Origin of the sequence: Bradyrhizobium sp. A5 (assembly GCF_042076515.1) — a bacterium.
GTDB lineage: Bacteria > Pseudomonadota > Alphaproteobacteria > Rhizobiales > Xanthobacteraceae > Bradyrhizobium > Bradyrhizobium cosmicum.
This window is the reverse complement of sequence record NZ_CP148990.1, coordinates 4,292,833-4,313,371: the sequence shown is the minus strand read 5'-3', so window position 1 is coordinate 4,313,371 and position 20,539 is coordinate 4,292,833. Positions and strand designations below refer to the sequence as shown.

Annotated in this window: 18 protein-coding genes; 15 read left to right on the top strand and 3 right to left on the bottom strand. The window is 64.6% G+C overall.

The window, feature by feature from the left end; all coding sequences use genetic code 11:
* Positions 1 to 22: 22 nt before the first annotated feature.
* Both WHZ77_RS20800 and WHZ77_RS20795 read right to left on the bottom strand, forming a co-directional pair.
* Positions 23 to 1,216, bottom strand: a complete 1,194-nt coding sequence (locus WHZ77_RS20800) for a DUF2865 domain-containing protein (RefSeq protein ID WP_375309646.1) — start codon at positions 1,214 to 1,216, stop codon at positions 23 to 25.
* Between the two features lie 130 nt (positions 1,217 to 1,346).
* Positions 1,347 to 1,652, bottom strand: a complete 306-nt coding sequence (locus WHZ77_RS20795) for a hypothetical protein (RefSeq protein ID WP_375314775.1) — start codon at positions 1,650 to 1,652, stop codon at positions 1,347 to 1,349.
* A gap of 292 nt (positions 1,653 to 1,944) precedes the next feature.
* On the opposite strand from WHZ77_RS20795, the gene cysS reads away from it, so the two are divergent.
* The 4 genes from cysS to WHZ77_RS20775 all read left to right on the top strand — a co-directional run bounded on the left by cysS (position 1,945) and on the right by WHZ77_RS20775 (position 5,963).
* Positions 1,945 to 3,327 (top strand): cysteine--tRNA ligase, encoded by a 1,383-nt coding sequence (gene cysS / locus WHZ77_RS20790; RefSeq protein ID WP_375309645.1) that lies wholly within the window; start codon positions 1,945 to 1,947, stop codon positions 3,325 to 3,327.
* 115 nt (positions 3,328 to 3,442) lie between these two features.
* Positions 3,443 to 3,934, top strand: coding sequence for a GNAT family N-acetyltransferase (locus WHZ77_RS20785; protein ID WP_375309644.1), 492 nt, complete (start codon positions 3,443 to 3,445; stop codon positions 3,932 to 3,934).
* The gene (gene cimA, locus WHZ77_RS20780; RefSeq protein ID WP_375309643.1) at positions 3,931 to 5,529 is read left to right on the top strand and encodes a citramalate synthase; all 1,599 of its coding nucleotides are present in this window, start codon (positions 3,931 to 3,933) and stop codon (positions 5,527 to 5,529) included. The genes WHZ77_RS20785 and cimA overlap by 4 nt, the downstream gene beginning before the upstream one ends.
* 56 nt (positions 5,530 to 5,585) lie before the next feature.
* Complete coding sequence (locus WHZ77_RS20775; protein ID WP_375309642.1) at positions 5,586 to 5,963, top strand: VOC family protein; 378 nt, start codon at positions 5,586 to 5,588, stop codon at positions 5,961 to 5,963.
* 3 nt (positions 5,964 to 5,966) lie between these two features.
* Here the strand turns inward: WHZ77_RS20775 and WHZ77_RS20770 are convergent, their stop codons facing one another.
* Positions 5,967 to 6,572, bottom strand: a complete 606-nt coding sequence (locus WHZ77_RS20770; RefSeq protein ID WP_375309641.1) for a TIGR00730 family Rossman fold protein — start codon at positions 6,570 to 6,572, stop codon at positions 5,967 to 5,969.
* Positions 6,573 to 6,774: 202 nt separating this feature from the next.
* Between WHZ77_RS20770 and WHZ77_RS20765 the strand changes: the two genes are divergently transcribed.
* The 11 genes from WHZ77_RS20765 (at position 6,775) to WHZ77_RS20715 (ending at position 20,474) form a co-directional block, all read left to right on the top strand.
* Positions 6,775 to 8,730: an ABCB family ABC transporter ATP-binding protein/permease gene (locus WHZ77_RS20765; protein ID WP_375309640.1), complete on the top strand. Its 1,956-nt coding sequence runs from the start codon at positions 6,775 to 6,777 to the stop codon at positions 8,728 to 8,730.
* An 87-nt stretch (positions 8,731 to 8,817) separates the two neighbouring features.
* Entirely contained in the window at positions 8,818 to 9,516 is a 699-nt protein-coding gene (locus WHZ77_RS20760) for a phosphatidylserine decarboxylase (protein WP_015686925.1), read from the top strand.
* Between the two features lie 87 nt (positions 9,517 to 9,603).
* Positions 9,604 to 10,488, top strand: coding sequence for a CDP-alcohol phosphatidyltransferase family protein (locus WHZ77_RS20755; RefSeq protein WP_375309639.1), 885 nt, complete (start codon positions 9,604 to 9,606; stop codon positions 10,486 to 10,488).
* Between the two features lie 122 nt (positions 10,489 to 10,610).
* On the top strand, positions 10,611 to 11,330 hold the full coding sequence (locus WHZ77_RS20750) for an RraA family protein (protein ID WP_375314774.1): 720 nt from the start codon (positions 10,611 to 10,613) through the stop codon (positions 11,328 to 11,330).
* A 363-nt stretch (positions 11,331 to 11,693) separates the two neighbouring features.
* The gene (locus tag WHZ77_RS20745; RefSeq protein ID WP_375309638.1) at positions 11,694 to 12,467 is read left to right on the top strand and encodes a motility protein A; all 774 of its coding nucleotides are present in this window, start codon (positions 11,694 to 11,696) and stop codon (positions 12,465 to 12,467) included.
* Positions 12,468 to 12,490: 23 nt separating this feature from the next.
* Positions 12,491 to 13,318 carry a flagellar motor protein MotB gene (locus WHZ77_RS20740; protein ID WP_375309637.1) on the top strand — a complete coding sequence of 276 codons (828 nt, stop codon included), beginning with the start codon at positions 12,491 to 12,493 and terminating at the stop codon, positions 13,316 to 13,318.
* A gap of 173 nt (positions 13,319 to 13,491) precedes the next feature.
* The gene (locus tag WHZ77_RS20735; protein ID WP_375309636.1) at positions 13,492 to 15,390 is read left to right on the top strand and encodes a potassium transporter Kup; all 1,899 of its coding nucleotides are present in this window, start codon (positions 13,492 to 13,494) and stop codon (positions 15,388 to 15,390) included.
* A gap of 139 nt (positions 15,391 to 15,529) precedes the next feature.
* Positions 15,530 to 17,458, top strand: a complete 1,929-nt coding sequence (locus tag WHZ77_RS20730) for a potassium transporter Kup (RefSeq protein WP_375309635.1) — start codon at positions 15,530 to 15,532, stop codon at positions 17,456 to 17,458.
* 381 nt (positions 17,459 to 17,839) lie between these two features.
* Positions 17,840 to 18,166, top strand: coding sequence for a rhodanese-like domain-containing protein (locus tag WHZ77_RS20725; protein ID WP_375309634.1), 327 nt, complete (start codon positions 17,840 to 17,842; stop codon positions 18,164 to 18,166).
* Positions 18,167 to 18,173: 7 nt separating this feature from the next.
* Positions 18,174 to 19,355, top strand: a complete 1,182-nt coding sequence (locus WHZ77_RS20720) for an aminotransferase (RefSeq protein ID WP_375309633.1) — start codon at positions 18,174 to 18,176, stop codon at positions 19,353 to 19,355.
* 6 nt (positions 19,356 to 19,361) lie between these two features.
* The gene (locus WHZ77_RS20715; RefSeq protein ID WP_375309632.1) at positions 19,362 to 20,474 is read left to right on the top strand and encodes a polyamine ABC transporter substrate-binding protein; all 1,113 of its coding nucleotides are present in this window, start codon (positions 19,362 to 19,364) and stop codon (positions 20,472 to 20,474) included.
* Positions 20,475 to 20,539 lie beyond the last annotated feature (65 nt).

The window sequence follows — 20,539 nt, the reverse complement described above, 5'->3', positions numbered from 1 at the left end:
GGCCGAGTTTACGGCAGGCGCCTCACTTCTGCTGCTGCGGCAGGAAGCTCGGACCGACCGAGCGGATCGGCTTATTTTCGGAGGATGTCGTCGCCGTGCCGGTATCCGCTGGCGGTGTCGCGGCCGGTGTCGTCGCTGTCGTCGGCGCCGGGGTCGTGCCCTTCTTCGCGGTCGTCGCAGGCGTGCCCTTGCCGAGCCGCTGCTGCTGCATCTTCTTGGCGCTCTCCTCGGTGACGATGATGTCACCCTGCTGCTCGGCTGAAGCCTTGTCGTCGGCCGATTTCAAGGCGTCGGCCCAGGTCTGGCCCGCCGCCTTGCAGGAGCAGGACGGGTTGAACTCGCTGCGGAATTTGAACGCGGTCGGCAGCGCCGTGTAGGGCTGGCCGCTGGTGGAGACCGCGGAGTTCATGTCTTCGCCGGGATTGCGGTGGGTGTAGAGCACGGCTTCCGCGGCCGGGCACAGCGCCTTGCAGGTCTTCTCGTCGTCGGGGAAGCGCGCCGGCACGGTGGCGAACGAGACCGGGAAATAGGCGCCGTCGCAGGTGCGCACGCACACGGTGCGGTAGGTGCCGGATTGCGGGCCGAGATCGGCGGGCGGGCCGCCTTGCGGATTGTTGGGATTGTTGCCGCCGAACAGATTGCTCAGGAAGTTGCCGCCGCCTTGTGATTGCGCAGCGTTGGCGTATTGCGGACCGCAATTGTTCTGCGCCAGCGCCACCAGCACCGAGCGGCGCTGGTTGTCGCGCTCCGGGCTGAAGCCGCCGGGGCCGCCGCCGCGCAGGCGTTCGAGATTGCCGGTGATCTGGTCCAGATTGGCGCGCATCTGCTGGATCTGGGTGTTGACCGGCCCGCATTGCGCCGACTGGCCGTTGAACAGCGAAAAGAAGCCGGAGGAATCGCAGCCCATCCGCTTGGCCTGCATGGTGACGCGGTCGAGCTCGGCCTGCTGCTTGGCCTGGGAGTCCTGGTAGCGGCGGATCTGGTCGTCGCGCGCGGGATCACCGCCGCCGCCGCGATCGAGCGCGGCGAGCTGACCTTCCAGTCGCACGCACATCGGATTGGGGCCAAGCCCATTCTGGCCAGGCTGAGGCGGCGGACCCGGCGGGCCGGCCTGCGCGAAAGCGCCGGTGGCGAGCACGACGGTGCTCAGAAGCACGGTGCAGGCAGAGAGGAAGCGGGCACGGAAGAGGGACAAAAATTCAGGCATATCCGCCATTCTAGCGAGGTCACGGCCCCATGTGACATTGGAGGGCCGAAGCGCGCCCTCCCATAGCCGCTTCCCGCGGCATCGTCACGTCGTTTCGGGGCCAAAGACCGGGCCTAAGATACGCCAGTTCCGAGCGAATTCAGCGCTGGCAGGTGATTGCGACGTATTCGTCGCAATGGCCATGCGAGCAGTTTGCGCCGGTTTTGGGGACAGAGCCGGTAATTTCGTCGGGATCGACCCGACGATAGCTTGATGCCTGGGCAAAATCTCGTGACTGGCAGTAGGTCCGCGCGACCTGTGCGCCGCATTTGTCGCCCTTGGCCAAGCAATGATCGACGCCGTAGCCGTCCGCCTGGCTGGGAATGATGAAGACGCGGGTTTCGGCAAGAGCGATGGATGCTGAAAGGATGGAAGCGCAGGAAATGAGCGCGAGCAATGATCGCATGAAAACACCGGAGGCAAAAAGAAGGAACTGCCAGTTCCAGAATGGGCGCAAATAGTTAAGGATCATGAACCATTAGGGCCGGCGAGGGCGCAGCGTGGAGACAAAACGGCATTTCCGCGGCACTCTTGACGCGGGGCCGCCTCATAGCCCATATGTTCCGCCATGAACGGTCTCCTCGTCATTTGCGCCATTTGCCGCGAGATTACGAGCTAGCGATTCGCTGGCTGGAGCCGTCTTTTCTCAAAACCATTGAGAGCACTGGACGCCCGGCCAACAGCCGACGGGTATCCATATGGAATTGCGCCTTTACGATACGCTGACGAAGGAGAAGCGGCCGTTCGTGCCGCTCGATGCGAACGACGTCCGCATGTATGTGTGCGGACCGACCGTCTACGACTTCGCCCATATCGGCAACGCGCGGCCGGTGATCGTGTTCGACGTGCTGTTTCGGCTGCTGCGCCATCTCTACGGCGAGGCGCACGTCAAATACGTCCGCAACATCACCGACGTCGACGACAAGATCAACGACCGCGCCGCGCGCGACTTCCCCGGCCTGCCGCTGAACGAGGCGATCCGCAAGGTCACCGAGCAGACCGGACAGCAGTTTCACGCCGACGTCGATGCGCTCGGTGCGCTGCGGCCGAGCGTCGAGCCCCGCGCGACCGAGCATATCGGCGAGATGCGCGAGATCATCGAACGGCTGGTCAAGGGCGGCTTTGCCTATGCCGCCGAGGACCACGTGCTGTTCTCGCCGCAGGCGATGAATGCGGCCAATGCCGGCCTGCCGCGCTATGGTGCGCTGTCCAATCGTTCGCTGGACGAGATGATCGCCGGTGCCCGCGTCGATGTGGCGCCCTACAAGAAAGACAACACCGACTTCGTGCTGTGGAAGCCCTCCAAGCCCGGTGAGCCGTCATGGCCGTCGCCAGCCGGCATCAAGGCCGAGGGGCGCCCGGGCTGGCATATCGAGTGCTCGGCCATGGCCTGGAAGCATCTCGGCGAGCATTTCGACATCCATGGCGGCGGCATCGATCTCGTATTTCCGCATCACGAGAACGAGGTCGCGCAGACCTGCTGCGCCTTCCACCGCGAGCGCATGGCGAACTACTGGATGCACAACGGCTTCCTGCAGGTCGAGAGCGAGAAGATGTCGAAGTCGCTCGGCAACTTCATCACGATCCATCAGCTGCTCGCGGATTGGCCGGGCGAGGTGCTGCGCCTGAACATGCTGAAGACGCATTATCGTTCGCCGATCGACTGGACCATGAAGTCACTGGAGGAGAGCGCCAAGACGCTCGACGACTGGTATCGCGTCGCGGCCGACGTCGCGCCGGGCAAGCCAGCTGCGTCCGTGGTCGATCCGTTGCTCGACGACCTCAACACGCCGCTCGCGATCGCGGCGCTGCACGGTCTGCGCAGCAGCGACGTACTCGCCCTGGCGGGTTCATTGCGGTTGCTCGGCTTCCTGTCCGAGAGCGCTGCGCAGTGGGAAGGGCGCAAGCAGCAGGCCAGCGGCGTCGATGCCAAAGAGGTCGAGCGCCTGCTCTCGGAGCGGACGGCGGCCCGTAGTCGCAAGGACTTCAAGGAGTCCGACCGCATCCGCGATCTGCTCGCCGCGATGGGCGTTGCGATCAAGGACTCCAAGGCGGGAACGACCTGGGAGATCGCGCGATGAAACGCCCCGACACGCCGTTTCCGCGGCACTGGCTCTATTACATCGCGCTCAAGATCCTGCTGCTCGGCGCCGCGGCGGCACTGGCGCTCAAGCTCTACGGGATATGGTGAAGACCATGGGACAGACTTTGCCAAAGCCCGGCCTGCGGCCATTCCTGCCGGCAGACGTGCCGGTTCTCGCCGCGATCTTCACGGCCAGCATCGAGGAGCTGACCGGCGAGGACTACAACGAGGCGCAGCAACAGGCCTGGATGGAGGCGGCGGACAGCGAAGAGTTCGGCAAGCGGCTTGCTGCCGACCTGACGCTGGTCGCGACATTGGAAGGCTCGCCCGTCGGCTTCGCTTCGCTGCGCGGGGCCGATCACATCCGCATGCTCTATGTGCATCCGGCCGTGACCGGACAGGGCATCGCGACCATGCTGGTCGACGCGCTGGAGAAGCTTGCCGGTGGCCGCGGGGCGACCGGCCTCTCGGTCGACGCCAGCGACACCGCCCAGGGCTTTTTCGCCAAGCGCGGCTACGTCGCCATGCAGCGCAACAGCATCACCGTCAACGACGAGTGGCTTGCCAACACCACGATGAAGAAGACGCTCGGAGCCGCGTCATGAGCAGGGAGCGCCTCTATCTGTTCGACACCACGCTGCGCGACGGCGCGCAGACCAATGGCGTCGATTTCACGCTGGCCGACAAGCAGATCATTGCCGCGATGCTGGACGATCTCGGCATCGACTATGTCGAGGGCGGCTATCCCGGCGCCAATCCGACCGACACCGAGTTCTTCGGCACCAGGCCGAACTTGTCGCATGCGCGCTTCACCGCCTTCGGCATGACGCGCCGGGCAGGGCGCTCGCTCTCCAACGATCCCGGTGTTGCAGGTCTGCTGGAAGCGAAAGCCGATGCGATCTGTTTCGTCGCGAAGTCCTCCGCCTATCAGGTGCGCGTCGCACTGGAGACGACGAAGGAGGAAAACCTCGCTTCCATCCGCGACAGCGTTGCGGCGGCGAAGGCGGCCGGCCGCGAGGTCATGCTCGACTGCGAGCACTTCTTCGACGGCTACAAGGAAGATTCCAGCTTCGCGCTCGCCTGCGCCAAGGCCGCTCATGAGGCCGGCGCGCGCTGGGTGGTGCTGTGCGACACCAATGGCGGCACCATGCCGAACGAGATCGAGGCGATCGTCGCCGAGGTGACGAAGCACATCCCCGGCGATCATCTCGGCATCCACGCCCATAACGACACCGAGCAGGCGGTTGCGAATTCGCTCGCCGCGGTGCGCGCCGGCGCGCGGCAGATCCAGGGCACGCTGAACGGCCTTGGCGAGCGCTGCGGCAATGCCAATCTCTGCTCGCTGATCCCGACCTTGAAGTTGAAGCAGGAGTTTGCCGACGCCTTCGAGATATCAGTCACGGCGGAGAAACTGGCGACCCTGGTCAAGGTCTCGCGCACGCTCGACGACATGCTCAACCGCGTGCCGAACCGTCATGCGGCCTATGTCGGCGAAAGCGCCTTCGTGACCAAGACCGGCATCCACGCCTCCGCCGTGCTGAAGGATCCGCACACCTACGAGCACGTGCTGCCCGAGACGGTCGGCAATCACCGCAAGGTGCTGGTGTCCGACCAGGCCGGCCGCTCCAACGTCATCGCCGAGCTCGACCGCGCCGGCATCGCCTATGAGAAGAGCGATCCGAAGCTGACCCGGCTCGTGGAGGAGTTGAAGGAGCGCGAGGCGGCCGGCTACGCCTATGAATCTGCCAACGCCTCGTTCGACCTGCTGGCGCGCCGCACGCTCGGCAAGGTGCCGCATTATTTCGAGGTCGAGCAGTTCGATGTCAATGTCGAGCAGCGCTACAACGCGCTTGGCGAGCGTGTGACGGTGGCGCTTGCCGTGGTCAAGGTGGACGTCGCCGGCGAGCATTTGATTTCGGCGGCAGAAGGCAACGGCCCCGTCAACGCGCTCGACGTCGCGCTTCGCAAGGACCTCGGCAAGTACCAGAAATACATCGAGGGTTTGACGCTGATCGACTACCGCGTGCGTATCCTCAATGGCGGCACCGGCGCGGTCACGCGCGTGCTGATCGAAAGCAAGGACGAGAACGGCGACAGTTGGACCACGGTCGGCGTGTCGCCGAACATCATCGATGCCTCGTTCCAGGCGCTGATGGATTCGGTGATCTACAAGCTCGTGAAGTCCGGCGCGCCGGCGTAGGGGACGGCAATTTGATGTATGGCGGTGCTAAAAGCACCGTCATTGCGAGCGCACACATGATCGACCACATTTCCGTCGGCGTCAGCGACCTCGAACGCTCCGCAAAGTTTTACGACGCCACGCTCGCGGCCCTCGGCCTTACGCGCTTGGTCACGCGGCCGCGGACGATCGGCTTCGGCAAGGCCTATCCCGAGTTCTGGATCAACTTGCGCGAGAACATGCCGCGCGTGCCGCCGGAGAGCGGCGTACACATCTGCCTGCGGGCGAAGACCACGGCGGAGGTCGACGCGTTTCACGCCGCGGCACTTGGGGCTGGAGGTGCGTCCGAGAGTGCACCGGCAATCCGTCCGCACGACCGCGTGCGCTATTACGCGGCATTCGTCGTCGATCCCGACGGCAACCGGATCGAGGCGGTGACGTTCCCGAGCGAATGATGTTTAGAGCTTACGCGCCACTTCCGGGGCGAGCTGCTTTTCAGCTTCGGCGAGCTGTGCCACCGCGGACTTCAGCTTCGGCAGGATATCCTCGACGCGATCGGCCTTGAGGATGTCGACCGACAGGCCGGCGCGGATGAACTCGGTCTGGCGCATGTGTGACAGCAGCGAGAACAGCGGCTCCCAGAAATTGTCGATGTTGGCGAGCAGCACCGGCTTGGCGTGACGGCCGAGCTGCTTCCAGGTCAATTGCTCGACCAACTCCTCCAGCGTGCCGACGCCGCCCGGCAATGCCACGAAGGCGTCGGAGCGTTCGAACATCAGCCGCTTGCGCTCGTGCATGTCGGGGGTAACGATCATCTCCTGCACGCGCGTCAGCGCATTCTCGCGCTGGCGCAGGAATTCGGGGATGATGCCGGTGACAGTGCCGCCGTGATCGAGCACGGAGGTCGCGACCGCGCCCATCAGGCCAAGCGAGCCGCCGCCATAGACGAGACGGACGTTGTTCTCGGCGAGCGCCTTGCCGAACGCATTGGCGCCTTCGATGAAACGAGGATTGGTTCCGGGACCGGAGCCGCAATAGACACAGACGGTTTTGATCGTGCTCATTGGCGCCATGATGCATTGCAGCGAAAGGGCGTCAAGCCCAATCGGTGATTCGGACCACCCGGAAATCTACCGGTAAATGGCGACAAACAATCGAAGATTCGCCATCTGGCGGGGTGCGTTCGCCTCCGGAAGCTTCTATATGACGAGCGAAAATCGTTAATCGCAACGCAGCCCGCATCCGGCGGGCTTTCAGGCTGTCTTGATGACTCATCCCCATTCGCCCCATGGCGCCGAAGCGCCCGAGCCGGCCGGCGGACCGCTGGAACGGGCCACGCTGATGGGCACGCTGGCGCATCTGTGGCCCTATATCTGGCCGGGCGACCGCTTCGACCTGAAGATGCGCGTGGTCTGGTCGATGGTGCTGCTGCTCGCCGCCAAGCTGATCACGCTCACGGTTCCATTCAGCTTCAAATGGGCGACCGATGCGCTGACCGGCGCCAACACCGCGCCGGTGCAGGCCGACAACTGGCACCTCTGGGTGATCGCCTCGCCGTTGCTGCTGACCGCGAGCTACGGCGTGATGCGCATCATGATGGCGGTGCTGACGCAATGGCGCGACGGCATCTTCGCCCGCGTGGCCATGCATGCGGTGCGCAAGCTTGCCACCATCACCTTCATTCACATGCACGAACTCTCGCTGCGCTTTCACCTCGAACGCAAGACCGGCGGCCTGACGCGGGTGCTCGAGCGTGGCCGCGAGGGCATCGAGGTCATCGTGCGGATGGTGATCCTTCAGCTGATCCCGACCATCGTCGAGGTCTCGCTGCTGATGGCCGTGCTGCTCTGGCAGTTCGACTGGCGCTACGTGGTCGCGACCCTGATCACGGTGACGGTGTACATGTACTACACCTACATCGCGACCGAATGGCGGATCGGCATTCGTCGCAAGATGAACGATTCCGACACCGAGGCGAATACCAAGGCGATCGACTCGCTGCTCAACTACGAGACCGTGAAATATTTCAGCGCCGAGGCGCGCGAGGCGCAGCGTTACGACAAGTCGGTCGCGCGCTACGAGGAATCGAGCGTCCAGGCCTATACGTCGCTCGCCGTGCTTAACACCGGACAGGCGGTGATCTTCACGATGGGGCTGACCGCGACCATGCTGATGTGCGCGATCGGCGTGCGCAACGGCACCAACACGGTCGGCGATTTCGTGCTGATCAACGCCATGATGATTCAGCTTTACCAGCCGCTGAATTTCATGGGCATGGTCTATCGCGAGATCAAGCAGGCGATCATCGACATCGAGAAGATGTTCAACGTCCTTGGCCGCGAAGCCGAGATCAAGGACGTGCCCGATGCAAAGCCGCTGGTAGTCTCCGCCGGGAATGTGCGTTTTGAGGACGTGCGCTTTGCCTATGAGCCTGCGCGCCCGATCCTGAAGGGCATCAGCTTCGAGGTGCCGGCCGGCAAGACGGTGGCGATCGTCGGCCCGTCGGGGGCGGGCAAGTCGACCATCTCGCGGCTTCTGTTCCGCCTCTACGACATCTCGGGCGGCAGGATTTTGATCGACGGCCAGAACATCCGCGAGGTCACGCAGGCCAGCTTGCGCGCCTCGATCGGCATGGTGCCGCAGGATACCGTGCTGTTCAACGACACCATCCGCTACAATATCCGCTACGGCCGGTGGGACGCCAGCGATGCCGAGGTCGAGCAGGCAGCGCAACTGGCGCAGATCGACCATTTCATCCGCATGGCGCCGAAGGGCTACGAGACCCAGGTCGGCGAGCGCGGCCTGAAGCTCTCCGGCGGCGAGAAGCAGCGCGTCGCCATCGCGCGTACCGTCTTGAAAGCGCCGCCGATCCTGGTGCTGGACGAGGCGACGTCGGCGCTCGACACCCACACCGAGCACGAGATCCAGGGCGCGCTCGAGCGGGTGGCGAAAAACCGCACCTCGCTCGTGATCGCGCACCGGCTTTCCACCATCGTCGGCGCCGACGAGATCATCGTGCTGGACCAGGGCCGCATCGCCGAGCGCGGCACCCACGCCAAGCTGCTCGCGCAGAGCGGCCTCTATGCCAGCATGTGGAACAGGCAGCGCGAGGCGGAGGCCGCGCGCGAGAAGCTGGCCAAAATGGCTGATACCAGCGAGGCGCCCAACCGGGAGCCGCCGCCGGTCCAGGACGCCCTCACAGCGCCTGAGGCCGCGGAGTGACCTTGTCTCCGGTCCCAACTCTGGCCTAAACAACTCCACCGCGCGGGGACGCCCCGCGCGCCATCAACTCCCAGGCGGCAGATAGCGATGTCCATTCTCGATTCGATCCAGCGTCAGATCCCGCCGATCCACAAGGAGGGCTATCCCTTCATCGGCGGCTTTGCCCTGGCGAGCCTGATCCTGTTCTGGCTGTGGTCGCCGCTCGGGTGGATCGGCACGATCCTGACCGTGTGGTGCGCGCTGTTCTTCCGCGACCCCGTGCGGGTGACGCCGGTGCGCGAGGGGCTCGTGGTGTCGCCGGCCGACGGCCGCGTCTCGATGATCACCATGGCACTGCCGCCGGCCGAGCTCGGGCTCGGCGACCGGCCGCTGCCGCGCATCTCGGTGTTCATGAGCGTGTTCAACTGCCATGTGAACCGCGCCCCCGTTGCGGGCAGGGTGGACCGCATCGCCTACCGGCCCGGCCTCTTCATCAATGCCGAGCTCGACAAGGCGAGCGAGGACAATGAGCGCAACTCGCTGGTGATCACGACGCCGACGGCACGGATCGGCGTAGTCCAGATCGCAGGGCTGATCGCCAAGCGCATCGTCTGCTTCGTCAGGGAAGGGCAGGCGATCGGGGCCGGTGAGCGCTTCGGCCTGATCCGCTTCGGCTCGCGCCTCGACGTCTATCTGCCCGTCGGCACCAGGGCGCTGGTCTCGGAAGGGCAGACCGCAATCGCCGGCGAGACGATTTTGGCCGACCTTGCCGGCGACGACCCGAGCCGCGCCTACCGCGCCAATTAACCAATAAGTCGGTCCATGAGGGCCTTCCGCCGCAATGGCGGAGGGGAGCGCGGCTTGCTATATCTCGCCTTGAGGTGAGGACGATCCATGACGCCCTACGACTCCAGAGATCCAGACGTGCGCCGCCGCCGGTTCCGCCCGATCCCGGTGCGGATGCTGGTGCCCAACGTCATTACGCTGCTGGCGATCTGCGCCGGCCTGACGGCGATCCGGCTGTCGATCGAAGGGCGGATGACGCTTGCCGTCTATGCCATCGTGTTCGCGGCGGCGCTCGACGGCATCGACGGCCGCATTGCGCGGCTGATCAAGGGCCAGTCCAAGTTCGGTGCCGAGCTCGACAGCCTCGCCGATTTCGTCAATTTCGGCGTGGCCCCCGGCCTGATGCTGTATTTCTGGCAGCTGCACGAGCTCGGCAATGCCGGCTGGATCGCGGCCATGGTGTTTGCGATCTCCATGTGCCTGCGGCTTGCGCGCTTCAACGCGACACTGGACGATCCGAACAAACCGGCCTTTGCCGCCAATTTCTTCACGGGCATGCCGGCACCAGCCGGTGCAATTACCGTGATGTTGCCGATCTATGCCGCATTCCTGGATCTGGGGCGCTGGCCCGCGTCGCTCACGGCCGGCTACACGCTGTTGATTGCCTTCCTGATGGTGTCGCGCCTGCCGGTGTTCTCCGGCAAGAGCATGCGCATGCGGGTGCCGCCGGAGCTGGTGTTGCCGGCCTTCGTCGCGGTGATCTTCTTCATCGCGCTTCTGATCAGCTATCCCTGGTACGTGCTCTCGATCGGCACGGTGCTGTATCTGGCCTCACTGCCGCTCGGTTTCAAATCCTATCGCGATCAGGCCCGTGCAATGGAAGCCACCGCGCCGGCGGCAGGAGGCGAGGTCCCGTCGCCCCCCTCGGCGCCGACACTGGCAAACCTGGCGGAGCCGCCGGACGACGACGACCGGCCCGGACGGCTGCACTGAGCGGCAAGACACGGATATCTGCCATGAGGGCGTGCTGAGTTGGGTTGAAGCCTGATCTCGGCTATATCGCCCGTGCAGGCGGCACCGCGCCAACAGCGGCCGCCAATCTGGGAGAGAACGCCGTGACCAATTCCGCGACCGGGCCGCTGCCCGCTTCCGTGCTCGAAGCGCTGGGCCGCTACGACACCCCGACGATCTGCAATGCCATGGAGATCGTCGCGCCCGAGCGCCGGCTGATCGGCTACACCACCAAACAACTCGTCTGCCCGTTCCCCGATCTGCCGCCGATCGTCGGCTACGCCCGCACGGTCGCGATCCGCTCGGTGCTGAAATCCTCGCTGCCGGCCGACGAGCAGTCCAGGCGCCGCATCGACTATTACGAATATGTCGGCACCGGCCACGGTCCGCGCATCTCGGTGATCCAGGACATCGACGGTCCCGATGTCGGCTACGGTGCGTTCTGGGGCGAGGTGCAGAGCAACGTGCACAAGGCGCTCGGCTGCCTCGGCGTCATCACCGACGGCTCGATCCGCGACATCCCGCAATGGGCCCCGGGCTTCCAGGCGCTGGCCGGTTCGATCGGCCCGTCACATGCGTGGGTGCATGCGGAGAGCTTCGGCGGCGAAGTGCGCGTCGCCGGCATGACCGTGAAGTCGGATGACCTCATTCACGCCGACCAGCACGGCGCCATCGTGATCCCGCTCGACATCGCCGCGAAGCTGCCGGAAGCCGCCGAACTCTGCGGCCGGCGCGAGACGCCGATCCTCGAGATTGCCCGCAGCCCCGACTTCTCGCTGGAGAAGCTGAAGGCCGCGCTGAAGCGCTCCGCGGAAATCCACTGAGCTCCTGACTTGCCAGGCGGTCGCCGGCCCGCACGGCCGGCGACATGGATGTGGTCCTGGCGCGCAAGACAAATTGCTGCTCAAGACAAATCGCTTGTTCAGAAGCGTCGGACCATTCCAGACATCGGCCTGCACGAGACGCCGAGGTTTTCGTCGCATGGCGACGTCATCATGGTTAGCGAAGTGTTGAGATTCATGTCGCTGTACGGCAATCGCGGTACCATCAGCAGCGGCGGGACACGCTGTCCGGACTTAACCTTTACGCGTCTTTAATCGCGGCTCACTAGGGTTTCCAATGCGGTTCGGGGTTGGGCCGCGCCATCGGCCACGACGGCCGTTGTTGCGTTCGCGTTGGAGTCTCCCATGGATATCATGACGGGCGCCGGGCTTGTGAGCGGCCTCGCCGTTATCGCGCTGATGGTGTTCATGGGCGGCGATCTGCACATGTTCATCAGCGACCATGCGGCGATCATCATTTTCGGCGGCTCGGCCGCAGCGACCATGATCCGCTTTCCGCTCTCGGTGCTGATGCACGGCCTGCCGCTCGGCATGAAATTCGCCTTCACGATGAGCCGGCTGTCGGCCCACGACCTGGTCGACGAGCTTGCCCGCATCGCCGAGATCGCCCGCAAGCAGGGCCCGGTGGGGTTGGAAAAGGTCGAGACCGACGAGCCGTTCCTCGCGAAGGGGATCCGCTACGTCGCCGACGGCTACGATCTCGATTTTATCAGGGACAATATGGAGCGCGACCGCGACAACTTCCTGTTGCATCTCAACGAAGGCAGCAAGATCTACCGCGCCGTCGGCGACTGCGCGCCTGCGTTCGGCATGATCGGAACGCTGATCGGCATGGTGCAGATGTTCTCGAACATGTCGGATCCCTCGAAGCTCGGCCCGTTCATGGCGACCGCCCTGCTGGCAACTCTCTACGGTGCGTTGGTCGCGAACCTGATCTGCCTGCCGATCGCCGACAAGCTGCATGGCAAGCTGATCGACGAGGAAACCAATCGCACGCTGATCATCGACGGCATTTTGATGATCCGCGACTCCAAGAGTCCGACGTTGGTGCGCGAAATGCTGCTGGCCTATCTGCCCGAGAAGCACCGCCACGCCGAAGGCGAGCCGGTTCCGGCGTAACGCCGGACGCCAGGATCTGACCGATGGCAAAGAAGAAACGCGAAGAAGCTCATGGCGGCCATGGCTGGTTCGTTACGTTTGCCGATCTGATGGCCTTGCTGCTGGCGTTTTTCGTGATGCTGGTCGCATTCTCCACCCAGGACTCCAACAAGCTGAAGATCGTCGCAGGCTCCATGCGCGAGGCCTTCGGCGTCCAGAGCGAGGCGCGCTACGCCGGCATCATCGAATCCGACGGCCTGCCGACCCGCGCGCGGCTAAAGAACGTCGACCACATCCAGCCTGAGGAGTCGTCGAACACGCCGACACCGGACCAGGAGGATCACGACAAGACGTCCGGCGCGAGGCTCAAGGTCGACCGCAGTTTCGCGCTCGCCGCAGCGTCGCTGCGTCAGGCCTTGCAGGACATGCCGGAACTGACCGAGATGTCCAAGCACATCATGTTCGAGGAGACCAAGCAGGGCCTCAATCTGGAGATCGTCGATCAGGACGGCCGCTCGATGTTCGCCGACGGCTCCAAGGTGCCCTATGACCGCACGCGTCGCCTGATCGAGAAGCTCGCCATTCCGCTCAAGGCCACGCCGCTCCGCGTCTCCATCGCCGGCCACACCGCAGCCGGTTTCGTGCCGACCCGCAGCGACTACGGCGCCTTCGATCTGTCGGCCGATCGGGCCAATGCAGTGCGCCAGATCCTCGAACGCGAGGGCCTGCCGCCGTCGCACGTCTTCGCCGTTTCGGGCAAGGCGGACACCCAGCCGCTGTTTCCGGACGACCCCTCGCTGGCGGCCAACCGCCGGGTGACGATCACCCTGATGCGGGAAGATCCGCCGCTGCCGCCGAATTTGAAGCCCTAGAGGTCTTGCGCTACCATCTTACCTGAGGCATGTCGTCGCGCTGGTGGCAACCGTTGCTGCGGCGTCACAGCATCTGCCTCGCCGCCTGCTAAGGTGCTGTGCCGATTGACAGCCGCGCCGGAAGCGTCAAAAGGCGCCGGATCAATTCCAGGGACGAAGCGTTTTCCATCCACATGACCGCGAGCATCACAACGACCGAGACCCAGGACGGGCCGGTCACCTCGGGCTTTTGGTCCCTTACGCTCGGGAGCATCGGCGTCGTCTTTGGCGACATCGGCACCTCGCCGCTCTACGCGTTCCACGAGGCGGTCAGAGGCGCGGCCCATGGCGAGCCGGTGTCGCGGGTCATAGTGCTCGGCGTGCTGTCGCTCATCCTGTGGGCGCTCTTTATCGTCGTCACCGCCAAATATGTCCTGCTGCTGCTGCGTGCCGACAATAACGGGGAGGGCGGCACGCTCTCGCTGATGGCGCTCGGCCAGCGCGCGCTCGGGCGGCGAAGCTGGTTCCTGCTCGCGCTCGGCGTGGTCGGCGCGTCCATGTTCATCGGCGATTCCATGATCACACCGGCGATCTCGGTGTTGTCGGCGGTCGAAGGTCTCAAGCTCGCCACGCCCGCCTTCGAGCATTACGTCGTGCCGCTCACCGTCTTCATTTTGGTGCTGCTGTTCGCGGTCCAGAGCAAGGGGACAGCGCTGGTGGCCTCGGCCTTCGGGCCGGTGATGGTGATCTGGTTCACCTGTCTGGCGGTGATGGGCGCCGTCCACATCGCCGACGATCCGTCGGTGCTGGCCGCTATCAATCCCTATTACGCGCTGGAATTCCTGCTGTCGCACGGCACCATCGGCCTCGTCACGCTGGGCGCCGTCTTCCTGGCGGTCACCGGCGGCGAGGCGCTCTATGCCGATCTCGGCCATTTCGGCCGCAAGCCGATCCAGTCCGCCTGGATGTTCTTCGTGCTGCCCTCGCTGCTGATCAACTATTTCGGACAGGGCGCGCTGGTGCTGTCCGATCCCAGCGCGATCGAGCATTCCTTCTACCGCATGGTGCCCGAGTATCTGGTGTTGCCGCTGGTCGGACTTGCGACCGCCGCGACAGTGATCGCGAGCCAGGCGGTAATCACCGGCGCCTATTCGCTGGTCTATCAGGCGGTGCAACTCGGCCTCTTGCCGCGCTTCGAGGTGCGCTACACCTCCGAAACCCATGCCGGCCAGATCTATCTGCCGCGGGTGAACCGGCTGCTCCTGATCGGGGTGATGCTGCTGGTGCTGTTGTTCCACACCTCCAGCAACCTGGCTTCGGCCTACGGTATCGCGGTCTCCACCACCATGGTTGCCGACGGCATCATGGGCTTCGTGGTCATCTGGAAATTGTGGAACTGGCGCGCCGCGACGGCGGCCGCCGTGATCATGCCCTTCGTTGTCGTCGACATGACTTTCTTCAGCGCCAATCTGCTCAAGCTGCTCGAAGGCGCCTGGGTGCCGTTGCTGTTCGGCGTCGTCATGGCCGGGACGATCTGGACCTGGCGGCGCGGCACGGGGATCCTGATCCAGAAGACGCGCCGGATCGAGGTGCCGCTGGACGACCTGATCAAGAGCCTCGAGAAGCGACCGCCGCACGTCGTCAAGGGCACGGCGGTATTCCTCACCAGCGATCCTTCCTTTGTACCCACCGCTCTGCTGCACAATCTCAAGCACAACAAGGTGCTGCACGAGCACAATGTGATCCTGACCATCGAAACCGCGCAGACACCGCGGGTCGATCTGGCTGATCGGTTCAGGATGGAGAAGGTCAGCGACAAGTTCTCGAAGGTCCGGCTGCGGTTCGGGTACATGGAGCAGCCGAACGTGCCCAAGGCGCTCGCGATCGCGCGCAAGCAGGGCTGGCAGTTCGACATCATGTCGACGTCGTTCTTCGTGTCGCGGAGGTCGCTGAAGGCCTCGGCTCAGTCCGGCATGCCGCTGTGGCAGGACCATTTGTTCATCGCGCTGAGCCGGTCCGCCAATGACGCCACCGACTATTTCCAGATTCCCACCGGGCGGGTGGTTGAAGTCGGCACACAAGTCACCATCTGATCGCAATTGGTGGACTTATGCAATTTTTGCATGGCGAGGGCCCGAAATCGGGCTAGGCTATGCCGGTAGCGCAGGACTATAAGCCGCGCGCTCTTCCGCCGTTGTGCAGTGAAGCATTCTAGAGGCCACTGGGCTCTCCATGACAAGTGATGTAGCGATTTCCGCCCCGGAAACGGCGGCGGCCAGTGGGCATGGCGAAGCCCATACGACCGCCCGTTTCGGTGCGCTGACGCTCGGCAGCATCGGGGTCGTCTACGGCGATATCGGCACCAGTCCGCTCTATGCGTTCCGGGAGGCCGTGATGGCCGCGTCGGGGACGGAAGGGGCTCCGACCCAGGCCGCCGTGCTCGGTGTGCTCTCGCTGATCCTGTGGGCGCTGGTCGTGGTGGTGACCCTGAAATACGTGGTGATCCTGCTTCGCGCCGACAATAACGGCGAAGGCGGCACACTCGCCCTGATGGCGCTGGCGCAGCGCGCGGTCGGCACCGGCGGGGCGACTATCGTCATACTTGGCATCATCTCCGGTGCTCTGTTTTACGGAGACGCCGTGATCACGCCGGCGCTCTCGGTGCTGTCGGCGATCGAAGGCATGAAGGACGTCACGCTGCGGTTCGAGCCCTACATCGTGCCGCTGACCGTGGTGATCCTGGCCTGCCTTTTTGCCGTGCAGTCGCGCGGCACCGCCCGGGTCGCCGCCTTCTTCGGCCCTGTGATGTGCGTGTGGTTCGCGGTGATCGCACTGGCGGCGATCCATCCGATCATCGAACAGCCGCAGGTGCTGTATGCGCTGAACCCGCTCTACGCCGTGTCCTTCATGCTCCACCACGGCATCATCGGCTTCGTGACGCTGGGCGCGGTGTTTCTGGCCGTCACCGGCGCCGAGGCGCTTTATGCCGACCTCGGCCATTTCGGCAAGCGGCCGATCCAGACGGCCTGGTTGTTCATCGTGCTGCCGTCGCTGGCACTCAACTATCTGGGGCAGGGCGCTCTCGTCCTCGGCGATCCCGGCGCGATCGTGAGTCCGTTCTTCCAGCTCTTCCCACAGGGTTTTTTCCGCGGCTGCATGGTCGTGCTCGCGACCGCCGCAACCGTGATCGCGAGCCAGGCCGTCATTACCGGTGCCTATTCGCTGACACGCCAGGCGATTCAGCTCGGCCTGCTGCCGCGCTTTGAAATTCGCCATACGTCTGAAGCCCATTCCGGCCAGATCTTCATCCCGCGCATCAACCAGTTGCTGCTGGTCGCGGTGGTGCTGCTGGTGCTGCTGTTCCGCTCCTCCAGCGCGCTCGCCTCGGCCTATGGCATCTCCGTGACCGGCACCATGGTGGTCACGGCGATGATGGGCTTTGTCGTGATCTGGAAGGTCTGGAAGTGGTCGCCGTTTGCGGCCGCCGCGCTGATTGCGCCGTTCCTGTTCCTCGACCTGACCTTCCTCGCGGCGAACCTGCTCAAGGTGTTCGAGGGCGGCTGGGTACCGCTGGCGCTCGGAGCGCTCATGATCATCCTGATGTACACGTGGCGGCGCGGCAGCCGGCTACTGTTCGAGAAGTCGCGCAAGCTCGAATTTCCGCTCGCCGATCTCGTGGCGATGCTGGAGAAGCGGCCGCCGCAGCGAGTGCCCGGCACCGCCGTGTTCCTGACCAGCGATCCGCTCAGCGCGCCGACCGCGCTGATGCATAGTCTGAAACACTACAAGGTGCTGCACGAGAAGAACGTCATTCTCACCATCGAGACCGCGCAGACCCCGCGCATCGATCCGGCCGAGCGGGTGAAGCTGGAGCAGATCAGCCCGACCTTCTCCAAGGTGACGCTGAAGTTCGGCTTCATGGAATCGCCCAACGTGCCCAAGGCGCTGGCGATCGCCCGCAAGCTCGGCTGGCAGTTCGACATCATGTCGACCTCGTTCTTCCTGTCGCGCAGGGCGCTGAAGCCCGCCGCCCATTCGGGCATGCCGCGCTGGCAGGACCGTTTGTTCATCTCGCTCAGCCGCTCCGCCAACGACGCCACCGACTATTTCCAGATCCCCTCCGGCCGCGTGGTCGAGGTCGGAACGCAGGTGACGATCTAGCGGCCTGGGGCGAAATTCGCGATCGTGGATGCGCGCCAGGTTCGCAACGATGAAGGGCCGCTGCTGGACTCGAATCATCGGCCCCCAGACGACCGAAGGAACCGACCCCGCGGTCACGCCGGCTCCGGTTCCCACCCCGCGGCGCGGACCGCCGCGACGGCGGGAGGGACCGGTCCGCGGCCGAGCCCAAGCGCTGCGCCGTAGTCCCCGCCGCAGACCTCCCGGGGCCGTTTGAAAGCTGCACTTCAAGTCGCTGCGATTTAGCTTTAACTTGCGACATGCGGCTCAAGCCTTTGTAGCGCTTGATTTTCGCCTGCCGAGAGGCGAGGTTGCCGGCCGCCGGGATCGCCCCGGCAGCGGCCCGCGACGTTGGAGGATGATGTGGCAAATCAAGTACAGGATCTGACCCCGGACGAGGTCTCCAAGGGTGTCGCGGAAGGGCGCTATCTGCTCGTCGACGTGCGCGAGCCGAACGAGGTCGAAGCCGAGGCCTATCCTTATGGCATCGTCGTGCCGCTCTCGACCTTCGATCCCAAGGCGATCCCAGATCCCGCCGGCAAGGAAGTCGTGTTCGCCTGCCGCTCGGGCAAACGCTCGGTGACGGCCTCGCTCGCGGCGCAGGCGGCAGGTCTGCCTTACGACAAGCATCTGGCCGGCGGCATGCTCGGTTGGAAGGCGGCGGGTCTTCCCAGCAAGGTCGGTGGCTGACCTCGCGATGACGACCAAGAGCTCCTCGCTGAACAAGGTCTTCTCCGACCTTCCCGTCACCATCTTCGAGGCGATGTCGCAGGCCGCGCGCGACAATGCCGCCATCAATCTCGGCCAGGGCTTTCCCGACGATCCCGGTCCGGAGGACATCCGCCGCGCCGCGGCCGAGGCCTCGCTGAACGGCTACAACCAGTACCCGTCGATGATGGGCATCCCGGAGCTTCGCCAGGCGATCGCCACCCATTACGGTCATTGGCACGGCCTCAAGCTCGATCCGATGAGCGAGGTGATGGTGACCTCCGGCGGCACCGAGGCGCTGACCTCGGCCATCCTCGCGGTGGTCCAGCCCGGCGACGAGGTGGTCTGCTTCCAGCCGGTCTATGATTCCTACCTGCCGATCATCCGCCAGGCCGGCGGCATTCCGCGCCTCGTCCGGCTCGAGCCGCCGCACTGGCGGCTGAACGAGGACATGCTGAAAAGCGTCTTCAATTCAAAGACCAAGGCGGTGCTCTTCAACAATCCCCTCAATCCCTCCGCGGTGGTCTATCCGCGCGGGGACCTCGAACTGCTCGCGCGCTACTGCCAGGAGTTCGACGTCATCGCGATCACCGACGAGGTCTGGGAGCACGTCACCTTCGACGAGCACAAGCACATCCCGCTGATCACGATCCCCGGCATGCGCGACCGCACCATCAAGGTCGGCTCGGCCGGCAAGATCTTCTCGCTGACCGGCTGGAAGATCGGCTTCGTCTGCGCCGCGCCGCCGCTGCTGCGCGTGGCGGCCAAGGTGCACCAGTTCCTGACCTTCACCACCGCGCCGAACCTTCAGGCCGCCGTCGCCTACGGTCTCGGCAAGTCCGACGACTACTTCCTGTCGATGCGCAAGGACCTGACGCGGAGCCGGGACCGCTTGACCAAGGGGCTGGAGAGCCTCGGCTTCCCCGTGCTGAAGTCGCAGGGAACCTACTTCCTCACCGTCGACCTGTCGCCGCTCGGGCTCAACGAGAGCGACACCGAGTTCTGCTGGCGGATCGTGAAGGACTACAAGGTCGCCGCGATCCCGGTCTCGGCCTTCTACGAGCAGGACCCCGTGACCTCGGTGGTTCGCTTCTGCTTTGCCAAGAAGGACGAGACCCTCGACACCGCGCTGGAGCGGCTGTCGGACGCGGTGCGTGGACGCAAGAGGTAGACGGGGATGACGAACGTCGGCCGCTCCGGATTTGGCTTTGGTCTCGCAATCGCCGCAGCGCTGACGTTCCTCTCGGCCCCGGCAGGGGCCGGGGAGCGCGTCGTCAACTTCTACAACTGGTCCAACTACATGGCGCCGGACGTGCTGGAGGCCTTCACCAGGGAGACCGGCATCAAGGTGGTCTACGACACCTTCGATGCCAACGAGACGCTGGAGACGCGCCTGATGGCCGGCAAGTCCGGCTACGACGTCGTGGTGCCCACCGCCTATTTCCTGCAGCGCCAGATCAAGGCCAACATCTTCCAGAAGCTCGACAAGGCGAAGCTGCCGAACCTCGGCAATGCCTGGCCCGTGGTGACGCAGCGCCTCGGCATCTACGATCCCGGCAACGTTTACGCCGCCAACTACATGTGGGGCACGACGGGCATCGGTTACAACGTCGCCAAGCTGAAGCAGATCCTCGGACCCGACGCCAGGATCGACAGCTGGGACATCGTCTTCAAGCCGGAGAACCTGGCAAAATTCAAAGACTGCGGCGTGCACATGCTCGACTCCGCCGACGACATCTTTCCGGCGGCGCTGAGCTGGCTCGGGCTCGATCCGAACTCGACCAGGCAGGCGGACCTGGAGAAGGCCGCCGACGTGGTCGCCAAGGTGCGCCCGTCGGTGCGAAAATTTCACTCGTCCGAATATTTGAGCGCGCTCGCCACCGGCGAGATCTGCTTCGTGGTCGGCTGGTCCGGCGACATCATGCAGGCCCGCGCCCGCGCCGCCGAGGCCAAGAGCGGCATCGAGATCGGCTACACGATCCCGAAGGAGGGCGCGCAGATGTTCTTCGACAATCTCGCGATCCCAGCGGATGCGAAGAATGTCAGCGAGGCCTACGAACTGATCAACTATCTCTACCGTCCTGACGTCGCCGCCAAGAACTCGGACTTCCTGTCCTACGCCAACGGCAACCTCGCCAGCCAGAAGCTGGTCGATCCGAAGATACTCAACGACAAGAATATCTATCCGGACGAGGCGACGCTCGCGAAGCTGTTTGTGATCACGGCGCGTGAGCCGGCGACGCAGCGGGTCATCAACCGGCTGTGGACGAAGGTGAAGACGGGAAGGTAGAGGGGCGAGCCGTCGTCATTGCGAGCGGAGCGAAGCAATCCAGAATCTCTCCGCGGAGACGCTCT